Source organism: Streptomyces sp. So13.3, assembly GCF_005860785.2.
Classification (GTDB): domain Bacteria; phylum Actinomycetota; class Actinomycetes; order Streptomycetales; family Streptomycetaceae; genus Actinacidiphila; species Actinacidiphila fildesensis.
On the sequence record NZ_CP048835.1, the window covers coordinates 8978377 to 8999120 of the forward strand.

23 protein-coding genes and 3 pseudogenes are annotated in these 20744 nt (G+C 70.5%); 13 read left to right on the top strand and 13 right to left on the bottom strand.

Annotated features, from left to right (window positions below; genetic code table 11):
* Positions 1–693 precede the first annotated feature (693 nt).
* A complete protein-coding gene (locus C8250_RS40075; RefSeq protein ID WP_138352062.1) occupies positions 694–897 on the bottom strand; it encodes a cold-shock protein in 204 nt (67 codons plus the stop codon).
* Between the two features lie 279 nt (positions 898–1176).
* Between C8250_RS40075 and C8250_RS40080 the strand changes: the two genes are divergently transcribed.
* Both C8250_RS40080 and C8250_RS40085 read left to right on the top strand, forming a co-directional pair.
* Positions 1177–1515 carry a hypothetical protein gene (locus C8250_RS40080; protein ID WP_138352061.1) on the top strand — a complete coding sequence of 113 codons (339 nt, stop codon included), beginning with the start codon at positions 1177–1179 and terminating at the stop codon, positions 1513–1515.
* 453 nt (positions 1516–1968) lie between these two features.
* A complete protein-coding gene (locus tag C8250_RS40085; protein WP_138352060.1) occupies positions 1969–3507 on the top strand; it encodes a carboxylesterase family protein in 1539 nt (512 codons plus the stop codon).
* Between the two features lie 105 nt (positions 3508–3612).
* Here the strand turns inward: C8250_RS40085 and C8250_RS40090 are convergent, their stop codons facing one another.
* The 4 genes from C8250_RS40090 to C8250_RS40105 all read right to left on the bottom strand — a co-directional run bounded on the left by C8250_RS40090 (position 3613) and on the right by C8250_RS40105 (position 6360).
* Positions 3613–3927, bottom strand: coding sequence for a hypothetical protein (locus C8250_RS40090; RefSeq protein ID WP_138352059.1), 315 nt, complete (start codon positions 3925–3927; stop codon positions 3613–3615).
* Between the two features lie 322 nt (positions 3928–4249).
* A complete protein-coding gene (locus C8250_RS40095; protein WP_138352058.1) occupies positions 4250–4759 on the bottom strand; it encodes an SRPBCC family protein in 510 nt (169 codons plus the stop codon).
* A 96-nt stretch (positions 4760–4855) separates the two neighbouring features.
* A complete protein-coding gene (locus tag C8250_RS40100; protein WP_138352057.1) occupies positions 4856–5425 on the bottom strand; it encodes a hypothetical protein in 570 nt (189 codons plus the stop codon).
* Between the two features lie 104 nt (positions 5426–5529).
* Positions 5530–6360, bottom strand: coding sequence for an alpha/beta hydrolase (locus C8250_RS40105; RefSeq protein WP_138352056.1), 831 nt, complete (start codon positions 6358–6360; stop codon positions 5530–5532).
* Between the two features lie 420 nt (positions 6361–6780).
* Between C8250_RS40105 and C8250_RS40110 the strand changes: the two genes are divergently transcribed.
* A complete protein-coding gene (locus C8250_RS40110; RefSeq protein WP_138352055.1) occupies positions 6781–7809 on the top strand; it encodes a methyltransferase in 1029 nt (342 codons plus the stop codon).
* Positions 7810–7857: 48 nt separating this feature from the next.
* On the opposite strand, the gene C8250_RS40115 is transcribed toward C8250_RS40110, so the two are convergent.
* The gene (locus tag C8250_RS40115) at positions 7858–8766 is read right to left on the bottom strand and encodes a helix-turn-helix domain-containing protein (protein WP_138352107.1); all 909 of its coding nucleotides are present in this window, start codon (positions 8764–8766) and stop codon (positions 7858–7860) included.
* A 139-nt stretch (positions 8767–8905) separates the two neighbouring features.
* On the opposite strand from C8250_RS40115, the gene C8250_RS40120 reads away from it, so the two are divergent.
* Complete coding sequence (locus C8250_RS40120; RefSeq protein WP_138352054.1) at positions 8906–9499, top strand: MBL fold metallo-hydrolase; 594 nt, start codon at positions 8906–8908, stop codon at positions 9497–9499.
* Between the two features lie 152 nt (positions 9500–9651).
* Here C8250_RS40120 and C8250_RS40125 read toward each other — a convergent pair whose 3' ends face one another.
* Positions 9652–10065, bottom strand: a complete 414-nt coding sequence (locus tag C8250_RS40125; protein ID WP_138352053.1) for a hypothetical protein — start codon at positions 10063–10065, stop codon at positions 9652–9654.
* A 186-nt stretch (positions 10066–10251) separates the two neighbouring features.
* On the opposite strand from C8250_RS40125, the gene C8250_RS40130 reads away from it, so the two are divergent.
* Together C8250_RS40130 and C8250_RS40135 are read left to right on the top strand one after the other, a co-directional pair.
* Positions 10252–10893: a TetR/AcrR family transcriptional regulator gene (locus C8250_RS40130; protein WP_138352052.1), complete on the top strand. Its 642-nt coding sequence runs from the start codon at positions 10252–10254 to the stop codon at positions 10891–10893.
* Positions 10886–11233: a nuclear transport factor 2 family protein gene (locus C8250_RS40135; RefSeq protein ID WP_138352051.1), complete on the top strand. Its 348-nt coding sequence runs from the start codon at positions 10886–10888 to the stop codon at positions 11231–11233. The genes C8250_RS40130 and C8250_RS40135 overlap by 8 nt, the downstream gene beginning before the upstream one ends.
* Before the next feature lie 122 nt (positions 11234–11355).
* Here C8250_RS40135 and C8250_RS40140 read toward each other — a convergent pair whose 3' ends face one another.
* On the bottom strand, positions 11356–11859 hold the full coding sequence (locus tag C8250_RS40140; protein WP_138352050.1) for a DUF6817 domain-containing protein: 504 nt from the start codon (positions 11857–11859) through the stop codon (positions 11356–11358).
* A 254-nt stretch (positions 11860–12113) separates the two neighbouring features.
* Here C8250_RS40140 and C8250_RS40145 point away from each other — a divergent pair, with 254 nt between their 5' ends.
* The 4 genes from C8250_RS40145 to C8250_RS40160 all read left to right on the top strand — a co-directional run bounded on the left by C8250_RS40145 (position 12114) and on the right by C8250_RS40160 (position 15622).
* Positions 12114–13103: a LysR family transcriptional regulator gene (locus C8250_RS40145; protein WP_138352049.1), complete on the top strand. Its 990-nt coding sequence runs from the start codon at positions 12114–12116 to the stop codon at positions 13101–13103.
* Positions 13104–13107: 4 nt separating this feature from the next.
* The gene (locus C8250_RS40150; protein WP_138352048.1) at positions 13108–13722 is read left to right on the top strand and encodes a VOC family protein; all 615 of its coding nucleotides are present in this window, start codon (positions 13108–13110) and stop codon (positions 13720–13722) included.
* Between the two features lie 149 nt (positions 13723–13871).
* Complete coding sequence (locus tag C8250_RS40155) at positions 13872–14279, top strand: VOC family protein (protein ID WP_138352047.1); 408 nt, start codon at positions 13872–13874, stop codon at positions 14277–14279.
* Between the two features lie 17 nt (positions 14280–14296).
* The gene (locus C8250_RS40160; protein WP_244809696.1) at positions 14297–15622 is read left to right on the top strand and encodes an MFS transporter; all 1326 of its coding nucleotides are present in this window, start codon (positions 14297–14299) and stop codon (positions 15620–15622) included.
* On the opposite strand, the gene C8250_RS40165 is transcribed toward C8250_RS40160, so the two are convergent.
* The gene (locus C8250_RS40165; protein ID WP_138352046.1) at positions 15543–15875 is read right to left on the bottom strand and encodes an SRPBCC domain-containing protein; all 333 of its coding nucleotides are present in this window, start codon (positions 15873–15875) and stop codon (positions 15543–15545) included. The genes C8250_RS40160 and C8250_RS40165 overlap by 80 nt on opposite strands.
* On the opposite strand from C8250_RS40165, the gene C8250_RS40170 reads away from it, so the two are divergent.
* Positions 15874–16638, top strand: a complete 765-nt coding sequence (locus C8250_RS40170) for a GNAT family N-acetyltransferase (protein WP_138352045.1) — start codon at positions 15874–15876, stop codon at positions 16636–16638. The genes C8250_RS40165 and C8250_RS40170 overlap by 2 nt on opposite strands.
* A 66-nt stretch (positions 16639–16704) precedes the next feature.
* Here the strand turns inward: C8250_RS40170 and C8250_RS40175 are convergent.
* Both C8250_RS40175 and C8250_RS40180 read right to left on the bottom strand, forming a co-directional pair.
* Positions 16705–17334, bottom strand: a pseudogene (locus C8250_RS40175) (hypothetical protein); the annotation flags it as partial.
* Positions 17319–17801: pseudogene (locus C8250_RS40180) on the bottom strand (NADP-dependent oxidoreductase); the annotation flags it as partial. The pseudogenes C8250_RS40175 and C8250_RS40180, both read right to left, overlap by 16 nt.
* A gap of 258 nt (positions 17802–18059) precedes the next feature.
* Between C8250_RS40180 and C8250_RS40185 the strand changes: the two are divergent.
* The gene (locus C8250_RS40185; RefSeq protein WP_138352044.1) at positions 18060–18716 is read left to right on the top strand and encodes a maleylpyruvate isomerase N-terminal domain-containing protein; all 657 of its coding nucleotides are present in this window, start codon (positions 18060–18062) and stop codon (positions 18714–18716) included.
* Between the two features lie 79 nt (positions 18717–18795).
* Here C8250_RS40185 and C8250_RS40190 read toward each other — a convergent pair.
* A pseudogene (locus C8250_RS40190) lies at positions 18796–19418 on the bottom strand (DEAD/DEAH box helicase family protein); the annotation flags it as partial.
* A 47-nt stretch (positions 19419–19465) separates the two neighbouring features.
* Positions 19466–20017 carry a YciI family protein gene (locus tag C8250_RS40195; protein ID WP_138352105.1) on the bottom strand — a complete coding sequence of 184 codons (552 nt, stop codon included), beginning with the start codon at positions 20015–20017 and terminating at the stop codon, positions 19466–19468.
* Positions 20018–20147: 130 nt separating this feature from the next.
* Here C8250_RS40195 and C8250_RS40200 point away from each other — a divergent pair, with 130 nt between their 5' ends.
* Positions 20148–20714, top strand: coding sequence for a hypothetical protein (locus C8250_RS40200; RefSeq protein WP_138352043.1), 567 nt, complete (start codon positions 20148–20150; stop codon positions 20712–20714).
* Positions 20715–20744 lie beyond the last annotated feature (30 nt).

Sequence of the window (20744 nt, forward strand, 5' to 3'; positions counted from 1 at the left end):
ACCGGCGCGACCGGCGACAATGGCGCGGTGCAGCCAAGCGACCCGATCATCGTTGCCCTGGATTTCGACAGCCGCCGAGCAGCTGAGGAGATCGTCGACCGGCTGGGCGACCAGTGCCGTTTCTACAGGGCTGGCCGACCGGGCCGGGTGCCATGGTGTGGTCGCCTCGCCGCAGGAAGCCGCGCAGCTGCGCGGCGTGCTGGGTCCCGGCTCCGCCTCGTACTTCCAGCCCTCGGCCAGATGTTCCTCGAGCGCCTCCGCCGGGTCGAGGCCGTCCGGAGGGGCGCCGGCGGAGCCGAGGGCGTCGACGGTGATGATCCGGTCCACGCGGAGGACCCGTCGCGCGTTCTTCGTGTGTGACCAGCACAGCAGATACCAGCGGCCATGGCGCACGACGACCGCCCACGGGTCGACGTCCATGACCCGTTCCCGGTCGGGGCCCATCCGGTAGCCGAGCCGCAGCCTGCGGTGCGCGGCGCGGGACTCGACGAGCGCGGCCGTGGTTTCGGGGCTGGGGGCCGCCCGGTTGGGAGTCCGGGCCCAGCGCGGTGACCGTTCTTACGGCCTGCGCCGGGTTGGCGACCAGCTCCGGGAGCACGCGCATGATCTTGCCCAGCGCGCTGCCCACCGGATCGGTGGGGCAGGGCGCCCCGCACCGGAAAGGAGAACCGGTGCGGGGCGCCGAGACGTGGGTCAGATTCCTACGATGTTCTCCGCCTGCGGGCCCTTCTGGCCCTGAGTGACGTCGAACTGGACCTTCTGGCCCTCGAAGAGCTCACGGAAGCCCTGGGCGGCGATGTTGGAGTAGTGGGCGAAGACGTCCGGGCCGCCGCCGTCCTGCTCGATGAAGCCGAAGCCCTTTTCCGCGTTGAACCACTTCACGATACCGGTGGCCATGTTTGTCCCCTTGTCCAGGATCTCGGGGCACTGTCTTGTCAGTGCCCCCGTGTTGAGGTGATCGCCCTGGTCCTCGGACATTGCCGCACAGCACGACGCCCACGGTGCGAACCGCGGGCGCTGAGACTTCGGATCCACGACTACTAGCAGGAAAGTTAGCCGATTCGTGCGCGGCTCGCTACATGGAGCAGCCGGACCGGCGCCGGAACCCGCATCGGAGAGCCGGGGTGATGCGTCGGCCCGTCAGTGTCGGTCCGCGCGGACCCATACCGATTTGCAGTGGCCGTGTCGGTGCGCGAGACCGTCAAGGCGGTGGTGCGCGCGGCGGACTTCGCGCACCTGGCCGAGGAGTGGGAGCTGCTGCAGGAGCTCTACCGGCGTCATCCGGAGCTGTTCTCCCGGATGCGGCTGGACCAGGTGGACGCCACCATCGCGGCCCTGGCCGCGGAGGTGGCCGAGCGCGTCGGCCCGCCACCGTCCGCCGGCATGTACCCCTCGCTGCTGATCGGCGCGGCCTTCGCCGCACTGCAGGCAGCGGAGAACCACGGCCGGGTGGACCCGCGCGATCTGGACGACCTTCTCGACGAGGCCTTCGACATGCTCATCGCGGGGCTGTGACCCGACCCGGTCCGGCGGTCCGTCATCCCCTGCGTTCACAGGAGAAACGGGGAATACGGGGAATACGGGGAATCATGTCCGAATCGAACTACGAGTCCGCGATGCGGCAGGGGCACCAGGCCCTGACCGCGCGGGACTTCCGCTCGGCCTACCGGCACTTCGGCCAGGCCCACAACGTCGTCACGACGTCCTGGCGCATCACCTGGCCGCGCACCGCGCACTGGCGACGACCGCCTGGCGACAGCGCCGTCCGGACAGGGTGGCCTCGCAGATATTCCTCTACGGCATGGCAGCCCTGTCGACCGGTCCGGAAGTCCGGGCCGTCCGTAAATGGCTGGCGGGCATCGTGGTGCAGCGGGATGATCCGAGTGTCCGGGCCGACGCGAATTCCTGGTGCCCGGGCCGAGGCGAACCGCTGTGATCGCGCCCCACCTGCCCAGCGAGGGAATTGTGATGAATGTTGTCGCGTCCGAGCCGTCCGGGTCCCAGCCCGAAGTCCGCGCTGCGGCCGGGGCGCTGCGCGGCAGCCGGGAAGAGGGCGTCGCGGTCTTCCGCGGGATCCCGTTCGCCGAGCCGCCGGTCGGCTCGCTGCGGTTCGCGGCGCCGCGGCCCGTGCCGGGATGGGACGGCGTGCGGCCGGCTGTGTCGTACGGCCCGCCGCCCCCTCAGGGCGGCGCTTTGGGCATGGCCGCGCTGGCGCGGGACGCGGTGGGCGACGACTGGCTGACGGTCAACGTCTGGTCACCGGAGCCGGGCCCCGGTGCGGGGCTGCCGGTGATGGTGTGGATCCAGGGCGGCGCCTACACGGTCGGCATGTCCGGTCTTCCCGAGTACGACGGCGGCCGCCTGGCGCGTGACGGTGCCGTTGTCGTGGTGACGTTCAACTACCGTGTGGGCCTTGAAGGGTTCGGCCAGATCGAAGGGGCGCCCGCCAACCGGGGCCTGCTGGACCAGGTCGCCGCTCTGGAGTGGGTGCGCGACAACATTCGGGCCTTCGGCGGCGACCCGGACCGCGTCACCGTCTTCGGCGAGTCGGCCGGCGGCGGATCCGTCGCCGCGCTCCTGGCGATGCCGCGTGCGGCCGGGCTCTTCGACCGGGCCGTCGCGCAGAGCGTGCCGGGCACGTTCTTCTCGCCGGAGCTCGCCGCCGACATCGCCACCGCCTGCGCCACCGAACTGGGGCTGCGGCCCACGGTGGCGGATCTGTCCACGGTGGCCCCGGCCCGGCTGTCCGCCGCCGGCGATGCGGTCGGCGCCAAGATGGCCCAGTGGGTGGAACGCTGGGGTCAGGTCGCGCACCGGTCGATCCCGTATTCGCCGGTCGTCGACGGAGACACGCTGCCGGTCACGCCATGGCAGGCCCTGGCCGCCGGCGCCGCCCGGGACATCGAACTCCTCGTCGGCCACACCCGCGACGAGCAGCGGCTGCTCACCGCGCTCGAAGGCCTGCTCGGCCAGGTGACGCCGGATCAGGCGGCCGCTGCCCTGCAGATCTTCGCCCCGGACGGGGACGGCGCACGCCGATACCGTGACGGGTTCCCGGCGGCCGGCCCGGACGAGCTGTACGAACTGGTCCACTCCGACTGGCTGTTCCGTATGCCGACCCTCCATCTGGCCCAGGCCCAGACCGCCGGCGGCGGCCGTGCCCACGTCTACGAGCTGACCTGGTCCGCCCCGGGCATGGGCGGTGCGTTCGGCGCCTGCCACGGACTCGACGTGCCGCTCGTCTTCGGCAACCTGGACCGCGGCCAGCCCGCCCTGCTGATCGGCGAGAGCCCGTCCCCGGAGGCAGAGGCGCTGTCCGCCCACATGCGCGCCGCGTGGACGGCATTCGCCACCCACGGCGACCCCGGCTGGCCCGCGTACGACACCGAGCAACGCCTCGTGCAGCTCTTCGACACAAGCCCGGCCGTCACCGCCTACCCGGAGGAGACCTCCCGCCTGATCTGGCAGGACCACACCTTCCCAGCGCTGCCGCTGGTCGGCCGATAGGTCCGGAAGTACCGTCCGAAGGGCGCGAAGAAACGTCGGTGAAGCGCGGCGGCCAGGGGCTGTGGCCTTCAGAAGCCATGCGCCACGTTCCGGACCTGCCGGTGGTCAGTCGCGGACCGGGGAGCGGTGGGCGAAGACGAAGGCGCGGGGCGGGACGGTCAGGGCGTCGGGCGTCAGACCGGGCTGGGCGTCCAGTTCGGCGGTCACTGCCCGCCAGGCCGACAGGAGCGCCGCTGCCCGCTCTCGGTCCGCGGTGCGCGGGGTCCGTACCCGCAGACGACCCGACGGGGCCGCCTCCTGCGAGCAGTGGAAGGTGCCGGTGTCCGGGAAGAACCAGGACCGCAGCAGCCAACCCGGGGGCGGTTGTGGGGGTGGGGTGTGGTCGAGGACGAAGGTCGACTCCTGCTCATCGCGGAGCAATGGGTGCTCGGCAACCGGCGTGCTGTGATGCGGCCGGCTGACCGGATCCAGACGTCCCGGAGTGGTGCACGTCGGATACCCCTCGCGGAGCGGTCGCGCGGCAGGTTCACCAGGGGACGGTTCCGGCCCCGGGCCTCGCCACGTGGAGCCGTTCCAGGACCAGCGTTCTCCCGCCGAAGACCACAGGAAGAAGACCGGAACGCGTCAGAGGGTGTGACCGGATTCGTCCACCGGGAACGGGAGCCCATCGTGCCGATCCCTTGAGGCGCGCTCTTTGCCGACGTGGGTGCTTACCGCGCCCCGACGACAGAGCCGACCGTGGTCAGGCGTTCGTCGAGGCGTCCAGATCGCGCTTCAGGTTGCGGAGCGTCCTGTCGATGTTGCGGACCTGGAACGCGGCGAAGGTGTGGCCGCCGGTGGCGACGCGGTCGAAGGCGTTGGCCACGAAGGTGGGCCACGAGCGGCGGTCGTCCGTCCAGGTCTCCGTCACCTTGGTGCCGGTTCCGGAGTCCTCCAGGCGGTACTCCCAGGAGGCGATGGGGGCGGACAGACGGGGACGGCGCAGCCCGATCGCATGGACGCGAAAGGCGAAACGGCGGCCGGGATCGGAGGCGGTCACCGTGCAGCGGGTGGTCCAGCGGAACGGGCCGCGCTTGTTGTGCCCGTCGAAGACGAGACCGACCGGCGCGCACTCGTCCTCGCCGGAGAGGGTCGCGCCGAGGTTCTCGGGGCTCCACCGTCCCATCTGCGCGGGCCGGCTGACCTGTTCGTACACGGTCGACGCGGCGGCCTCGATCAGGATGCTGCGCGACACGGTGAACGTGCGGGCCATGGGAACTCCATTCGTCGGAGCCTGACCCTACTCGCCAGTAGCGAAGGTGTCACCATCGTCAGGCACTCGCGCAACGAAGCGGTAGGCATGCCGCGCTCAGCCGGGGGACATGCCCCGTTCCACGTCGACGAAGTAGCGCATCCGGTACTCGGTCGGCGCCACGACGATGTGAGGGCACCCGCGTCGCAGTTCCTCCACCAACGGCCACATGGTGGCCGTGGAGAGGTGGGGTGCCTTGTACGTGGTGTGGGACACCTTGCCCACCTCCAGGAGCAGCGCCATCTCGTCGGTCTCCTCCCGCTCGTCGTCCTCTCCCGCGTCCACCATGACCCTTGAGACGCTTCCCACCTGCCGCACCGTAGTCACCGCGTCCAGCGGGTAGGAGCGGGTGCGCCCGTACCGCTGCCGCAGCAACAGCCGTCGCCGGGCACCCGTCTCCACCCACACATCGACCACCGACCTCCAGGTACGCACCCATTCGCGTCCCGAACACCCGATCCCGTAGATGACGCAGAGCACGAGCAGGAAGGCCACCACCGGCAGGACGAACGAGAACAACACCGTCAGCGGGAGCAACACGCAGACGGTGACGGCTCCTTCCTCGAAGACCCACGGCTTCTTGTACGGCGCCTGCCAGCGGAACACCACGGTTCGCGTGTCAGCCATCCACACAGGATCCGCGCCCACCCCACGGAGCACCACCCTTCAGGGCGCCGGACGTCCGGCCAACTCGGGCCGGACGTCCGGTCCGACCGGCGCCGGCCCGGAACTCACGGTGTGTTGGAACCGCCGGGGCGCGCGAGGCCGGTGGCGAATGCGGCGATGTCGGCGACGACGCGCCCGGGCTGTTCCCAGTGGACGACGTTGCCCGCGCCTTCGTAGGTGAGCAGACGTGTGCCGTGGATGGCGTCCAGGATGGCCTGCTGGTCGCTGCGCGGGAGAAAGTCGTCCTGGTCGCCCCAGATGACGAGCGTCGGCACCAGGATGCCTGCGAGGGTCGCGGCGAGGTCGGCTTCGAGCAGTCCGTGCAGGGTGTCCTTCCAGACGCGGGCGGGGACCTTGAGACGCTCGTCGATCATGGTCTCGATGAGTCCTCTGGCAACGGGGCGGGCCATGATGCCGGACAGGGGGGTCTCGACGAATGCGCGGGGGACAGGGTCGGAGAGGCTTTGGACCGTCTCGTTCATTTCGGCCGTGGTGGGTTTGTCCGCGAGCGTGGCCGGGACGCCGATGAGGACCAGTCCGGAAATCCGGTCGGGGTGGCTGCCGGCGACGATCCGGGCGGTGACCCCGCCGGTCGAGGATCCGACGAGAAGAGTGCGCTCGATGCCTACGGTGTCGAGGAAGGACACCAGGTCCGACGCGAAATCCTCCGGTGTGTATCCGTCGGGGGGACGGTCGGCGTCGCCGTGGCCGCGCTGGGTCGGCGCGTAACCGTGCAGGGACGCCGGGAGGCGTTGCAGCAGGGGCTCGAAGGACCACCAGGAGTCGGAGAGCCCGTGCACGAAGACCACCGGTGTGCCACCGGGATAGCCCGCCTCGGCGTAGGGCAGGGTGACGCCTCCCCGCACCACGGCGGACTTCAGGGAGATCACGGTCATGACAGCCTGCCTCCCTCCGCTCGGCCGCCCCGGTCCGCGCTCCGGGCGTGGGAAGCGAGCGGCGATCCCTTCCGACACTACCGATCAACGGTATGAGCCGCTCTGCGACAGTGGGTGTCCGACGAGGGTGAGGGCCCCTCCTCCGGGGCGGGCGGCGCTGCGGTCACGCGGGGCCGGTGACGTGTCGCGAGGATCTCCTTGGGGCTCCTGACCTGGGGATTCATCGCCCGGTTCCCTGGAAACAGCGGCTGAAGCCCATGAACTCGGTGACGGTCGGCTGGTCCTGGTCCGTGGTGCGCCTGTTGGCTGGAGCAGCCGGCTTCCGTCTGGTCTGATACGGGCAACGAAGTCCGGTTCCGCGGACAACGCATCGCGGCCCACCGCGAGCACCGGCGGGCCGCCCGACGCAGGGAGACGACCATGGACCGGACGGCCCCGGAGGACGCGGACGAGGGTGACAGCGTGCTGCGCGCCTGGCGGACCATCGCGCCGCTGATGGATCTGATCACCCCCATGGCCCTGCGGGCAGCCGCCACGCTGCGCCTCGCCGACCTGATCGCCGACGGCTCCGGGCAGATCGACGAACTCGCCCGGCGCTCGGAGGCCGATCCGGACGCGCTCGGCCGGATGCTGCGGCACCTGGTGTGCCATGGCGTCTTCACCGAGCCGGAGCCAGGGCACTTCGCGGTCAACGAGATCGCGGAGCTGTTGCGCTCCCGGCATCCGGCGGAACTGCGGCGCGGGCTCGACCTGGACGGTTTCGGCGGCACGATGGATCTGGCGTTCGTCGGCCTGCTGCACACCGTCCGCACCGGGGAGCCTGCCTGGGAGACGGTCTTCGGCGCCCCGTTCTGGCCTTATCTGGCGGCCAATCCGCGGATGGGCGCCTCCTTCGACGCCAACATGTCGTCCAGCGCCGCTTTCGTGACGGACGAGGCGGGAGGCTACGACTGGTCCGCGGTCCGGCATGTGACCGATGTCGGCGGGGGCACCGGCGCCCTGCTCGCCGAGCTGCTCGAAACCCACCCGGACTTGCGGGCCACTCTGGTCGACCTTCCGGCGACCGCCGAGCGGGGCCGGGAGTTCCTCGCCACGCGCGGGCTGACGGACCGGTGCGAGGTCGTCGGGCAGAGCTTCTTCGACCCGCTGCCGGCCGGTTCCGATGTCTGCGTCCTTCGACGGGTGGTGCACGACTGGGACGACGCGCAGGCCCGCGGCCGGGTCGTCGTCATCGAGGGGCACGGTACGTCCGGCGACGATCCGGCGGGCTTCGCGGAGATGGACCTGCGCATGCTGGTGTTCGCGGGCGGCCGGGAGCGGAGCGTCGACGAGTACTCGGCCCTGGCGGCCGGCAGCGGGCTGCATGTCGCGGGCGTCCGCACGACACCACTCGGCCACGTGGTCCTCGACTGCGTCCCGCAGTCCGCTGCCGCAACGTGTGGTGCGTGAGGAGCTCGGCGTCGGGGGAGTCCGCGAGCGGCGACCGCGGGCTGTTCGCTACGGCACGTGGGTGAAGGAGCGGCGGTAGGAGCGGGGTGGCACACCCCGGCGGCGCACGAACTGTTCACGCAGTACGGCGGCGCTGCCGTAACCGACCCGGTGGGCGATCTCCTCGACCGGCAGGTCCGTGGTCTCCAGGAGCTCCTCGGCGCTGCTCAGTCGCAGGCTCCGCAGCCAGGCGTGCGGGGTGGTACCGGTCGCGGCGGCGAAGCGGCGGGCGAAGGATCGTTTGCTCATCACGGCGCGCCGGGCCAGTTCCGCGACGGGAAGCGGCTCGTGGAGGTGTTCGCGGGCCCAGGCGATCACCTCGGTGAGGCGTTCGTCCTGGCAGTCCTCGGGGACGGGGGCTGCCAGGTACTGGGCCTGCCCGCCGTCCCGGTGGGAGGGCAGCACCATGTCCCGCGCGACGGCGTTGGCCATCGCGGCCCCGTACTCCCGCCGCAGTAGATGCAGGCACAGGTCGAAGCCCGCGGCCGCTCCCGCACCCGTGGTGATCCGCTCTTCGTCGATGTACAGGGCGTCGGGTTCGACGGCGACATCCGGGTAGCGGCGGGCCAGCAGTTCGGCGAACCGCCAGTGCGTGGTGGCCCGTCGGCCGTCGAGCAGTCCGGCGGCGGCGAGCGCGAACGTGCCGACGCAGTGGGCCGCGACCAGCGCGCCGTTCTCGTGCGCGGCCGACAGCGCGTCGAGCACCGCGGGTTCGAGCGGCGTGCGGAAACCGGCCCACGGCAGGGCGATGACGAGATCGGCCGCGGCCAGGCGGTCCAGGCCGTGCTCGATCAGGAGCGGCACGCGGAGGTCGGTGGGAACCGGCCCCGGCCGGTCGCTGCACAGGGCGAAGTCGAAGCCGGGCAGCCCCTCCCCGTGCGGGCCGAACACCTCCGTGACGATGCCGAGGGCGAGCATGCCGACACCCGGCGGGACGTACGCGGCGACAGTCACGAAAGGCGGCACAGGAGCAGTGTCGCATCTGTGGCACGAATCCTGTGATCAGGGGCAGCAGTGCCACTCGTGAGCGGCCGGCCGGCCCGGAAGGATTGGGGGCATGACAGACGCACCGCTCGGCCGCAGCGCCGTGTACACGATCCTGACCACCGGCTACGTCGGCTCCACGGGCCCCGGAGTCGCCGCCACGGTCTCCTACATCACCGACGGCGAACGGCATGTGATCTTCGACCCGGGCATGGTGGCGAGCCGCGACCGTATCCTCGACCCGCTCGCGGAGCTGGGCCTCGGCCCGGACGACATCACCGACGTGGTGCTCAGCCACCACCACCCGGACAACACCATGAACGTGGGCCTGTTCGGACGAGCCCGGGTCCATGACCACAAGGTGGAGTACCTGGGTGACCAGTGGACGAACCGGGACGCGGAGGGCTACGAACTCACCCCGTCGCTGCGGCTGATCCGCACGCCGGGACACAGCCCCGAGGACATCACGCTGCTGGCGGGCACGGATTCGGGAGTGGTGGCGTTCGCGGGCGACCTGTGGTGGCACTCGGAAGGCCCGGCGGACGACCCGGTGGCCCCGGACCGCGACGTACTGCGCGCCTCCCGGCTCAGGGTCCTGGCCGCCGCGGACCTGATCGTGCCCGGCCATGGTGGCCCGTTCACGTCCGACGACACCGCGCCGCGCTAGCCGCGTCATCGGGCCCGGCGTGTCCGGCGTGCCCGTCGTGCCCGATTCAGCAATCGTGCCCGGCCATGGTGGCCCGTTCACGTCCGACGACACCGCGCCGCGCTAGCCGCGTCATCGGGCCCGGCGTGTCCGGCGTGCCCGTCGTGCCCGATTCAGCAGTGGCTGGACCGGGTACGGGCCGCGGCGTCCAGGTGCTGCAGGTGGTGCCAGCGCGCGGTGTCGTAGCCCTCGGCATCGCGCCAGGGGGACACCGCTTCGCACAGCAGGTTCCAGTCCCGCTGAATGTCCAGGCAGCGGTCGAGGGCCTCGGCGGCCGCCTCGCCGGGCCGGGCCGAGCGCTGCTCCAGATGGTGACGCAGCGACGACATCAGATGGTGCGTCACGTTGACCAGCCCCAGGGTGGCGCGCTGCTCCTCGGGCTGGCCCCGGTGCCGGCTGGCCAGGGCCTTGAGCCGGTCGTCGAGGAAGGCGGCCAGGGCGTCCACGTCGGCGGCGGAGATGTCGTCGGCGTAGTGCAGGGTGCGCTCGGGTTCTGCGGGCTCGGCAGACTCGGCGGGCTCGGTCACGTGCAGCGGTTCCCCTCGGTCACGGGCGCCGGTCCGACAGGGCGTCATATCCGGTTTGTCGCCTCGGGTATGGGATGTTATCCGAGGTGTGAGCGCTCAGACGGAGGGTCTGACGACAGCTTCTGCGTCGGTCGCGGCGTCGCGCATGCTATTTTGTGAGCGATCGTTCAACTACGAGGAGCGGTGATGGGTCGTCAACAAGTGTGGGACCGGGGGGAGGTACTGGCCTCCGCCATGGGGCTGTTCCGTCGTCGTGGATACCTCGGCGCCTCGCTGCGCGACCTCGAAGAAGCGACCGGGATGCACCCGGGCAGCTTGTACCGCGCGTTCCAGAGCAAGGAGGGGTTGTTCAGTGCCGCACTGGACGCCTACAACGATCAGGTGGTCGAGGGCAGAGTCCGCGTCCACCTGCTCGACACGCAGGACCCGGTGGCCGGCATCCGCTCGTTCTTCACCTCGGCGTTCGACGCGAACCCCGGCCCGGAACCCGATCCGGGGTGCCTGCTCACCAACACCGCGGTGGAGTCCTACACCGTTCCGCAGGCCTCGGAAGGCGTACGCCGGGGGCTGGAGACGATCGAGTCGGGTTTCGCCGACGCACTGACGCGCGCCCGCGCCCAGCAGCTCCTGCCGGCGGAACTCGACGTCGAGGTGTCGGCCGTCCAGCTCCTGACCCTCTACCAAGGCCTCCTGGTCCTCGTCCGCTCCGGTACGGCCGCCGCCAAACTGCACGCCATCACCGACGGGGCCCTGGCCTCGATCGGCGCCGGGCAGGCCAAGGCACCCCAGCAAGCCAACGCATCAAGAATGAGGAACAACGATGAGTGATCAACAGCAGCTCTGGAACGACTACGCCGCGTGCTGGTCGGCCGACCCCGCGATACGGCTCACCGCGCTCGGCGCGGTCGCGGTGGACGACGTCGCCTACCGGGACCCGGGAACCGAGGTCGGCGGTCTGGCCGAACTGGACGCCTACATGAACGGCTTCGCCGGGGCGTTCCCCGGACATCGCTTCCGCATCGACGAGGTCTTCGACCACCACGACCGGTCGCTGGCCCGCTGGACCCAGATCGGACCGGACGGCGGGGCTTTCATGTCAGGCGTGAGCAGCGCGGTGCACCGTAATGACCGCCTCGCCGACGTGACCGGGTTCTTCCTTCCCGCCTGAGCGCGTCACGCGGCCTGATGGGAACGCCCTTCCGGGTGGGCTCGGCGACCACCTGTTCCAGGTGCGGGACCCGGTCAAGGCCTTGCCGGCCCGGGCCGGCCCACTTCGGAGCGGACGTCAGGTCAGGTCAGGACCTTTTGGGTGTGTTCCCAGGCGTGGTCGCTCAGTAGCGGCCGCAGCCGGGTGAGCAGACCCAGCAGGTCGTCTCCCGATTCTGCGGGGAAGGCCGGGTTGATGGCGGCAAGGTCCAGTTCGTTCGCCGCGGTGAGTTCGGCGAAGTCCCGCCGTTGGTGCGGGCCAGGGAGGAAGGTGCGCCCGGTGAACCTGTCGCGGAACGTCCCGCTCTCGCTGGTGAGGGTGCGGTAGGAGGCCTTCCGGTCGCAGCTGGCGTAGAAGTACACGAGCTCCTCCGCGCCCGCTCCGATGCGTCGGACCAACTCGCCTCGGGACTCCAGCGGCAACAACGCCGTTGCGAATCCGTCGGTTCCGTAGAAGGCGTGGCACAGGCCGGCCAGTTGCAGATCGCGCCGGGCGCCCCATGCCTTCAGCAGCCGGCTGACCCGTAGGAGATGCTTCAGCAGCGTCCCTCCGGGATGCTCGATCTCTGCCGCACCCAAGGTGCGCATGAATGCGACGGCATCACTTACGGCGTTGTCCCGCGCCGGACCGTGTCCGGTCGGCGCTGATGCTGCGTTCTCCATCGACAGCTCCCTTCGGACGGTCGGGTCGGCACCCTTCCAGCGCCCGGGCGAGGGTCCGGACCCTCGCCCAACCGCTGGGCGGGTTGCCGCCCTGGTACCGGAAGCGATCGTCGTCCGCGACAAGACCCAAGTCAATCCTCTGATTTGCTTGCAACTCCCCAAGCGATACCTTGAATCGCGTGACTCTTGACGACCTCCGTGTCTTCGTCGCGGTGTGCAGAACAGGCAATCTCAGCGCCGTCGCCCGGGACCTTTCGTGCACGCAGTCGGCGGTGAGCCAGCACGTCAGGCGACTGGAACGGGAACTGGGCCTCAGCCTGCTGGAACGGCATCCCCGAGGTGTCGCACCCACCGCTGCCGGACGCATCCTCCACGAGGCGGCCTGCGACGGAATCGGCGGCATCGACCTGGCACTGCGCCGACTGCGGGACCTTGCACGTGGGGACGGCGGATCAGTACGGATCACGACCGGTGCCACGACCGTCCGGCACTTCATGTCCGAGGCCGTCGTCGCTTTCAGGCAGCGCTTTCCCCAGGTGAGCCTGGAATTCCAGACCGAGACCTCCAGCCGCAGTTGCTTCGACGCACTCGCCGCCAACGACCTGGACCTTGCCTGGATCACCATCGGTGCCACCGTCCGCGGCATCGAACAACGTCCCGTCGTCGAACTGCCCTGGGTGCTGGCCGTCAAAGCCGACGATCCGCTGGCAGCCAAGAACCGCATCGAGCCCGCCGATCTGGCGTCCGTCCAGCTCATCCGGCTCCCCGAGAACTCGACCTCGCGCGCCCATCTCGACACCTGCTTCGCCGAGTTGGGGATCCAGCTGGCGTCCGACACCAGTGTCGCCGACTGGGACACCGCGATCCTCCTCGCGGAACTGGGGCTCGGCCATGCCGTCGTGCCCGCCCTTCCCGGCTGGAGCGGGCCCAGCCACCCCGGACTCCGGCTCATCCCGATCCCCGTACTACGCGCCCTGTCCGCCGGATGGGCCGTGCGCCGCTGGGACGCCCTGAGCCCGCTGGCCCGCACCTTCGCCGACACCGTCGCCCACAACTGCACCCCCTGGCCGACGGGCGCCGCGCTGGGGGCGTCGCCGTGCACGGCGGCGCAGGTGACGGAACCGGTCAGGAATCGAGAAGCGCCGGCCGCACCGCCACGCCTAGCGTGAAGCCATGTCCTCCATCGAATCCATCACCCTTGACGTGGCCGACCCCAAGGCCGCCACCCACTTCTACACCGCCGCCTTCGGCCTGGACACCCAGGTGCGCCTGCGGGCCTCGGAGGCACCCACGACCGGCTTCCGCGGGTTCACACTGTCGCTCACCGTGTCCCAGCCGGCCAACGTCAACAGCCTCATCGACGCCGCCGTCGAAGCCGGTGCCACGCCGCTGAAGCCGGTCACGAAGTCCCTCTGGGGCCACGGCGGCGTCGTACGGGCCCCGGACGGGACGATCTGGAAGGTCGCCACCTCGGCGAAGAAGGACACCGGCCCGGCCACCCGGGAGATCGACGACATCGTGCTCCTGCTGGGAGTCACGGACATGGTCGCGAGCAAGCGGTTCTACCTCGACCGCGGCCTGACCGTGGCGAAGAGCTTCGGCCGCAAGTACGTCGAGTTCGCCACCCCGTCGAGTCCCGTCAAGCTCGCGCTGTACGGGCGCCGTGCCCTCGCCAAGGACGCGGGCGTCCCCGTGGACGGCACCGGCTCGCACCGGCTCATGATCGGCACCGATGGCGAGCCTTTCACCGACCCGGACGGCTTCGCATGGGATGCCGCATCGGCCTGACCCGGGCCGCGCACCACACATGCGATGCGGCCCGATTACGGGGCAGGACAACTGCTCAGCAACCGTGGACGGTTGTGGTCGGATCGGGCGACCGGACCGATCAGGAATCGAGAAGCGCCGCCCACCGGACCGCAACTAGCGTGAGCGTCATGGACATCACCATTCACTCGACGTTCCTCCCGCACGACGACCCGGACGCCGCCCTGGCGTTCTATCGCGACATCCTCGGCTTCGAGGTCCGCAACGACGTCGGATACGGCGGATTGCGCTGGATCACCGTCGGGCCCGCCGACCAGCCCGGCACGTCCATCGTCCTGCACCCGCCGGCCGCGGACCCCGGGGTCACCGACGACGAGCGGCGCACCATCACCGAGATGATGGCCAAGGGCACCTACGCCATCATCACCCTGGCCACCGCCGACCTCGACGCCACCTTCGAACGGCTGCAGGCCGATGCCGAAGTCGTCCAGGAGCCGACCGAGCAGCCGTACGGGGTGCGCGACTGCGCCGTCCGCGATCCCGCGGGCAACCTGATCCGCATCAACGAGATCCGCTGAGACGAGACCGATCTCCGGTGCGACCTCACAAGGTGCCCCTGGCGCTCCGACGCCTCGTCCCCCACGCCTACCGGCCGGTCCTCGCCCACCAGGTGTTCCGGCGACTGATCCTCGGCTTCGCGGTCTCGTATCTCGGGGACGGGATGAGCTTCGTCGCGGTCGCGTGGCTCGCCATCGAACTCGCGCCGCAGGCGACCGCGGGGCTGTGGGTCGGCGGCGCGGTGGCCGCCTACACCCTGCCCGGCGTGATCGGCGCCCTGGCGTTCGGTCGCCGTCTGCGCCGGATGCCGGCCAAACGGCTGCTGCTCGCCGACAACGTGGTGCGCGGTGTGTTCCTCGGCGCCGTACCGCTGGCGTGGCTCGCCGGGCTGCTGACGCTGCCGCTCTACCTCGGGCTGCTCGCCGTCTCGTCGCTGCTGCACGCGTGGGGGAGCGCGGGAAAGTACACCCTGCTGGCCGAGCTGCTCCCCGACGAGCAGCGACTCGCCGCGAACACCCTCGTCAGCTCGCTCGGCTTCGCCGCCACGATCGCCGGGCCGGCGATCGCCGGTGTGCTGGTGGCGTACGTCAGCTCCGCGCTCGTGCTCGGCCTGGACGCTCTCACCTACGTGTTCCTCGCCGTGCTCGTCGTCCGCACCCGGCTGCCGCCGTCGGGGCACGTTTCCCCCGTCGACCAGGCGGCCGCCCGCGGTGGGCTCGCGGTGCTGCGGTCGTACCCCGAACTGCTCGGGCTGCTGACGCTCACCTGGTTCTTCAACCTCCTGTACGGTCCCGTCGAGGTCGCCCTGCCGCTCCACGTCACTGCCGACCTGCACGCACCGGGAACGCTCCTCGGCCTCTACTGGATGCTGTTCGGCATCGGCGCGCTGCTCGGCGGGCTCACGGTCGGCGCGCTGCGCCGGCTACCACTGTGGCCTGTGACCGTGTCTATCGTGGTGGCCTGGGGGCTCTGCCTGCTGCCGTTCGGGTTCGACGTGCCGACGGCCGTCACCGTCGCGTGCTTCACGCTCGGCGGCGCTGTCTACGGACCGTTCGTGGCCCTCTCGGTGACGCTCATGCAGGAGAAGTCGCCCCCGCAGAACCTCACCGCGATGCTCGCGGCCCGGAGCGCGGCGCTGCTCACCGCATCGCCGCTCGGCACAGCACTCGGCGGACCGCTCACGACAGCGCTGGGCCCGCGAGCGACGCTCGGCGGCTCAGGACTCGCCACGGTGGCGCTCGGCACTGTTGCCTGCGCCCTGCTGCTGGCTCGGCGCCGAGGGTCTACTCCAGCAGCGCCGGCGGTTCGGCGCGCACGACCTCGGCCGCCATGTCCTGCGGATTCTCGTCGTCGATCATCGTGATCGTGGCGCCGCCCGTCTCCGAGAGATCGCGGTCGGCGGTGTAGGGCGCCCAGGCGGCGAGTTGCCCGGGCTCGGTCAGCGCGGCCCACACCTTCTCGGTGGGGTGGCGCAGGTCGCGGGTGAAGACCAGCGTCCAGCGGCCTTCCGTCGCCTCGCAGTCGGCCTGGGCCAGGGGGCTCGGGTGGGGCGGGAGCCCGCCGGCCGAGATAATTCGGAGGTGGTCATGGACCCCGGCTGCGTAGGCTCCCCCCATGGCAAGCTCAGAACTACGGCGGATCAACGCCTTTTTGTCGGACTTCGCCCGGCGTCAGGCTGCGCGCACCGTCTCCCTCCCGGGAGGCTTCGCCGTACTGGACGACGCTTTCGCACACTCCCGCGCGAACAACCAGGTCGTCATCGACCAGTCGTCGGTCGACCCCGAGGCGCTGCCCGCCATCGCCGACGAGGCGCTGGCGCATCTGCCGCACCGCATGATCTCCGTGCTCGACGACGCGGTCGGGACAGCGTGCGCAGAGCCGCTGCTCCGGGCCGGATACACCCAGTCCACCCATCTGGTCATGCTGCACACCGGCTCGGTGCCGGCCGACGGCCGGGCGGAGGAGGTGGACCTCGACGCACTTCGCCTGCCGCTCACCCGGCGCTGGCGGGGCTTCCTGCCGGACGTCGACGACGAGGTCATCCGCCACCTCGTCGACCGACGCGAGGCCCGCCGCCGTGGCGCCGACGTCGTGCAGTTCATCGGTGCCCGCATGGAGGGAGGAGAGGTCGCCTCCTGGGCAGATCTCTATCTGGATCCGGCATCAGGCGTCGCCCAGATCGAGGACCTGATCTCCTCGGAAGCCCACCTCGGGCGCGGATACGCGAACGCGGTCCTGGCCACCGCCCTGCGCCGGGCCGCCGACGCGGACTGCGATACGCGGTTCCTGACCGCCGACGCGGTGGACTGGCCGCGTCATTGGTACGAGCGCCACGGCTTCACGGCCATCGGCCAATCGCACTGCTTCGACCGCGGCTGATCGTGGGCATGGACATCAACGGCCGGCGCCGCTCCGGTTGCCTGCCGGCGGACGCTTCGCGACGCTCTACTGCGCAGTGATCCGCAGCACCCCTGTGGTCGTCCCCTGGAGCACCACCCGGCCCGGTGCGATGGTTCCGGCCATCTGGAGGGTGTCGAAGATGAAGCCTGCGCCCAGGTACTTGGTGCGCACCACCTTGCCGGTTTCCGGGTCGATCTCGCCGTAGTAGTAGGGGTCGAGGATCGAGGTTCCGTTGGTACCGGGGATGACGGGGTTCCGGATGACCGTGTGGATCATCCCGTCGCTGGTCGACAGGCGCGGCACCGCTGCTGAGCGCACCTTGTTGTCCCATGTGAGGTCGCAGCCCGAGCCGTCCGCCCGGACGTCGACGCGGGAGAAGCCGCCGTAGAAGGTGTCGGAGGCGGGCACGCCGGCGCCCGCGTCGGCGGGGAGTTTCGGGTAGGGGTAGCCGTAGGTGCCGGCGACGAAGACGGAGTTGCCGGCGGCGATGGGGGAGTTCTCGCTGCCGCTGCCGCCCGCCTTGAGCACGGGCACCGAGCAGACCGGTTCTCCGGTGGCCGCCCGGTAGACCAGCAGACTCACGGTCGGCGCGGCGTTGTCGACGATGGTCAGGTAGTCGGTGCCCGTGCCAGGGCCGAAGAAGGTCGGGGTCGAGCCGGTGCCCCAGCTGCTCCGGTGACGAGGACGATGTCCCCCGCGCGGACGTCGGCGAGCCGGGTCAGTGCTCCGTAGGCGGCCGATCCGGGGGAGAGGTACGCGACGGGATCGGGAAGCGTGTCGTCCACAGGGGTGCAGTCGGTTGCGCTCACCAGCGCGTAATCCCGCCAACCGAGCATATGGACAACGGCATCGCCGGTGCGCAGCGGGCTGTCGGCCGGAGCGGCCACCACCTCGCCAACGGCGGGACCGAAGAGCGTGTCTCCGCTGCGCAGCGGCGGGAGGGGCAGGTCGTCACCGTCTGCGCCGATGAGGGTGCGCAGGCCCGGGAAGACCAGGAAGTGCCGGTTCCTGACGAGGACTTGGTCCGGACCGGGCTGGGACAGCGGCGTCGTGGCGACGGTGAAGTGTTCTCGCGTGGGCAGTCCCTCAGGGACGGCGGCGAGGCGGACTTCGCGAGCGGTGCGGGGGAGGGATGCGGTCATGGTCGAGCTCCGTGGGCAGGTCGGGGCAGCGGAACGTGAAGCGTCCGCAGCCGGGGCGCGGTGACGCTAACCCCTGACCCGCACGTCAGGGTCAAGCCGGTCCTTGCCGTTGCCCACCGCGGGCCGACCATCCGAGGTCACTGTCGGCTCCTCGGCACCGGCGACGGATAGCGCGTGAAACGCACCACCCATTCCACGCGGCGACGACAGGCAGAAATGCCCTTGTCCGCCACTGCGGCACCCCACTACCGTGCCTATGTGGATCTCTTCTCACGCTCCTGGGCGGCGTTGCGCACGGCGGTCGCCGAACTCCCGGACGAGGCGTTCGCACTGCCGTCCGGTTGTACCGGCTGGCTCGTACAGGACCTGGTGTGCCATCTGGTCATCGACGCCCAGGACGTTCTGATCACCCTCGTCACCCCCGCCGAAACAGAGCCGACCCGCGACGCGGTGACCTACTGGGACGTCGCCGATACCCCGCCGACCGGCGACGACCCGCTCGACGCGCTGACCGTGCGGCTGGCCGCCGCGTACGGGGAGCCGTGGCTGCTCAAGTTCCATCTCGACGACGTCGGCTCCGCCGCCGGCCGCGCCGCGGAACTCGCCGACCTGGGCCTTCGGGTCGCGACCCGCGACCAGGTCCTCACCGTGGCGGACTACCTTTCCGTCTACGTCCTGGAATGGACGGTGCACCATCTCGACCTCGTCGCGCACCTCTCTGACGCGGCGGAACCGCCCGCGGAGGGGCTCGCACGGTCCCGCGAGATGCTGGAGAAGATCGCCGGGGCCGCGTTCCCCGCGTCGTTCTGCGACACGGACGCGCTGCTGGTCGGCACCGGACGGCGTGCCCCGACCGACGAGGAGAAGGCCGAACTGGGCGAGCTGGCCGCGAGACTTCCGCTCATCCTCGGTTGATCGTCCAGCTGGGCGCCCAGCTGAGCGGGACCTTCGGTTCGGGACGGACGAGAGCTGGCTTGTCCCCGGCTATGCCCATCAGGTAGAGACGGAAGTCGGCCGGGATACGGCTCTGGTCATGGATCGCCGCCCGCGGCCGCCCCAGATCCCCCGCGGTTCCGTGGGCCTCGTCGACGACCGTGAGGTCGAAGGGGGCCATGGCCTGCCCGTACAACAACTCGCCACCTGCCAGCGCCAGTTCCAGCTCCAGGGCCCTCGCGCCTTCCGAAGGCCCTCGGGGTCCGTCGGGCTCTCCCGGTCCACCAGGGACGCGTACGTGGCGAACACGACGACAGGACCGGATCCCACCCACAAGGCCAGCCGGACCGGATTCGTGGTGCCGCGCACCCCGAGCCGCTCCAGAACCTCGTCCGACTCCAGCGAGCACACCGCGACCATCGGGCCGCGGTGGCCGATGGTGCGCCACGCGGCGGCGGTCTGCACCAGCAGGTCCAGCGTGGGGACCATGACCAGGATCCGGCCGTCCCGGAAGCAGTCCAGTGCGGCAGCCGCGGCCGTGTAGGTCTTCCCGGATCCGGTCGCGGACACGACCGTGGCTCGAGCACCGTTGACGGGCACGGCCGACGGTGCAGGAAACCCCAACCACGTACGGATACGGGAATTCGCTTCAACCTGGTGTTCTCGAAGCTGAATCACTAACACCTTTCAGCGGTCACTGAACACACCCGGCGCCCTTGGCCGTCCCCGGGTCAGGACGACCGTCCGCCGAACTGCCAGTTGTGCACCTCGATATCGGCGTACCGGTCCTGGGTCAGGACGGCGCGGGCCGTGTCCGGGTCCGGTGCCCGGACCAATGCCGCCGTGCCCAACCAGGTGTCGCCGTCGTCGGACAGCAGTGGCCCGTAGGCGATCAGCTCGTCCTGGTCGGTCGGTACGGCGAGGTCGGCGGCAGGCCCCGTGCCAAGACCGAGCACCAGGTACCGGTTGCCACCGGTCCGGCCGCCGGGGAAGTCCCACATGGTGCGCCCCAGCGCGTTGCGCCACCGTCGCAGCAGCACATCCCGGTACACGCCCGCCTGGTAGCCGGGCTCGTCGAAGGCGAACGCGCGGGCGGCGGCGGGATCGGGAAGGTCGACGATGTGCATGCTGCCGGTGGGTGTGTCGCCGTCGCCGTCGAGAGTCGGGCCGCGGGCGATCAGCTCCTTCGCGTACCGGTCCATATAGGACCAGTGCTCTTCCAGCAGCTCGTCGCGCAGCGCTACGGAGTCGGGCCGGTCGCGGTGGTAGCAGAAGAACTCCATGCCCCAGGGTCTCGTCAAGGAGGCCATCAGGTCGAGGGGGTTTCACTGCGAGAGTGGTGGGGCGGAGCGGATGTCGGGCTTCTCCTCGATGCCCCTGACGGAGCAATGCCCGGTGGGTCAGACTGCCTGCATGGATCAGGGGGTCGCCGCACTCGTCGGCGCGGTCATCGGTGCGGCGGGTGCTGCCGCGGCGGCCCTCGTCACGGTGCGCTTGAGCCTCCGTGGCGTGCTGACCCAACTGCAGCAGCAGCGGGCGCAGTTCGAACAGCAAGGACTCGCGGACCACGTGCGGGTCCGCCGGGACTCCCGCAGGGGTGCGTACGCGGCGTACGCCGCGTGCTTCTACACCTTCATGGAGATCGTGGCTCGCATCCATGAGATCGCCGAGACGGGCGACACGCGAGCGGCCCTCGCCCTCATTCACGGCGAGGCCGCCGCCGCGCATGCTCAGCTACTGCGCGCCCGCTCGGTCATATCGATCGAAGGCCCCGACGACGTCATCGCGGCGGCCGAAGCCGTCGGTGACCGCGTCCACATCTGGATGGAGATGCCCCTACGGATCGCCGGCGTCTCGCGGCAGTCGCTCCGGACCTCGGACTACGCGTCGATCGAAACCGGATTCCACACCGCCTTCCGCACCTTCACGGAAGCCTCCAACCGGGCCCTTGACGACGAAGGTTCCTGGTCCGCCGCCTGACCCGGATCCCATGGCCGGGCAGTCCCGCAT

Bases quoted from the DNA above. Each gene is read 5' to 3' on its own strand.
- C8250_RS40075 (WP_138352062.1), bottom strand. From the start codon at position 897: ATGGCCACCGGTATCGTGAAGTGGTTCAACGCGGAAAAGGGCTTCGGC.
- C8250_RS40085 (WP_138352060.1), top strand. From the start codon at position 1,969: ATGAATGTTGTCGCGTCCGAGCCGTCCGGGTCCCAGCCCGAAGTCCGC.
- C8250_RS40095 (WP_138352058.1), bottom strand. From the start codon at position 4,759: ATGGCCCGCACGTTCACCGTGTCGCGCAGCATCCTGATCGAGGCCGCC.
- C8250_RS40100 (WP_138352057.1), bottom strand. From the start codon at position 5,425: ATGGCTGACACGCGAACCGTGGTGTTCCGCTGGCAGGCGCCGTACAAG.
- C8250_RS40105 (WP_138352056.1), bottom strand. From the start codon at position 6,360: ATGACCGTGATCTCCCTGAAGTCCGCCGTGGTGCGGGGAGGCGTCACC.
- C8250_RS40110 (WP_138352055.1), top strand. From the start codon at position 6,781: ATGGACCGGACGGCCCCGGAGGACGCGGACGAGGGTGACAGCGTGCTG.
- C8250_RS40115 (WP_138352107.1), bottom strand. From the start codon at position 8,766: ATGCTCGCCCTCGGCATCGTCACGGAGGTGTTCGGCCCGCACGGGGAG.
- C8250_RS40120 (WP_138352054.1), top strand. From the start codon at position 8,906: ATGACAGACGCACCGCTCGGCCGCAGCGCCGTGTACACGATCCTGACC.
- C8250_RS40130 (WP_138352052.1), top strand. From the start codon at position 10,252: ATGGGTCGTCAACAAGTGTGGGACCGGGGGGAGGTACTGGCCTCCGCC.
- C8250_RS40135 (WP_138352051.1), top strand. From the start codon at position 10,886: ATGAGTGATCAACAGCAGCTCTGGAACGACTACGCCGCGTGCTGGTCG.
- C8250_RS40140 (WP_138352050.1), bottom strand. From the start codon at position 11,859: ATGCGCACCTTGGGTGCGGCAGAGATCGAGCATCCCGGAGGGACGCTG.
- C8250_RS40150 (WP_138352048.1), top strand. From the start codon at position 13,108: ATGTCCTCCATCGAATCCATCACCCTTGACGTGGCCGACCCCAAGGCC.
- C8250_RS40155 (WP_138352047.1), top strand. From the start codon at position 13,872: ATGGACATCACCATTCACTCGACGTTCCTCCCGCACGACGACCCGGAC.
- C8250_RS40170 (WP_138352045.1), top strand. From the start codon at position 15,874: ATGGCAAGCTCAGAACTACGGCGGATCAACGCCTTTTTGTCGGACTTC.
- C8250_RS40165 (WP_138352046.1), bottom strand. From the start codon at position 15,875: ATGGGGGGAGCCTACGCAGCCGGGGTCCATGACCACCTCCGAATTATC.
- C8250_RS40195 (WP_138352105.1), bottom strand. From the start codon at position 20,017: ATGGAGTTCTTCTGCTACCACCGCGACCGGCCCGACTCCGTAGCGCTG.
- C8250_RS40200 (WP_138352043.1), top strand. From the start codon at position 20,148: ATGGATCAGGGGGTCGCCGCACTCGTCGGCGCGGTCATCGGTGCGGCG.